Here is a 686-nt window from a genome sequence, read left to right as displayed (position 1 = left end):
CGCCCAGCACCCCCCGCCCCGGCTCCGCGCGGACTTCATCGACGACAACCGCCGGCTCACCGCGTGCCGGACGCAGGATGATGGCTTAGATTCGGCCTTCCGAAGCGAATTGATGAGTGAGGTCGTGGAGAGTCATGACTGGGCGACGATGCGGCACATGCCTCTACCCTAAAGAGCATCGAAGCGTATGATACGCTCACGAATTTGAAACATTTCATTCCTCCGATTATGTTTACTTACCGGAACTAACCCCTTCCGCCGCTATACCCGCCCATACTATGATCGCCGTCTTGGATGGCTCGTCTGGTAATGGCAATACTTCCCCAAAAAGAGTTCTCATTAACTCTAAAGATTTAGCAAGAAACGCCATTGCGTATCGAATAGGCACGGAAAGCAAAGTAAGGCTATTAGGATCACCAGCCTTGAAATTGGTTAGCTGATGAAGCGCGATCGGATGAGTATGTACATATGCTGAAAGAAACATTTTTGCACCTAAATGGTATTTGTAGCTGATACCCGCTCTTGCACACCTTTCTTTAATCGGCAGTAAAAAATCCGGACTTTTTCCTTGAACTATCCTGCTTCTAGCGCTCGGATGTAACGTTCCCGCTGCTGGCGACTCAAGGATTTGCCTTCGTAAAAGAACCGCAGAGCACCTTATTTCGTCAACTTCTGGAGCGGACCCC

1 protein-coding gene is annotated in these 686 nt (G+C 50.1%); it reads right to left on the bottom strand.

What is annotated here, in order from left to right; all coding sequences use genetic code 11:
• Positions 1-232: 232 nt before the first annotated feature.
• A partial coding sequence (locus tag NP589_RS21605; protein WP_256608817.1) for a hypothetical protein occupies positions 233-686 on the bottom strand: 454 nt, incomplete at its 5' end.

This window comes from Methylomonas rosea (genome assembly GCF_024505055.1).
GTDB lineage: Bacteria > Pseudomonadota > Gammaproteobacteria > Methylococcales > Methylomonadaceae > Methylomonas > Methylomonas rosea.
Note: the sequence above shows the minus strand (reverse complement) of the source record. Positions and strands in the feature narration are given on the sequence as shown.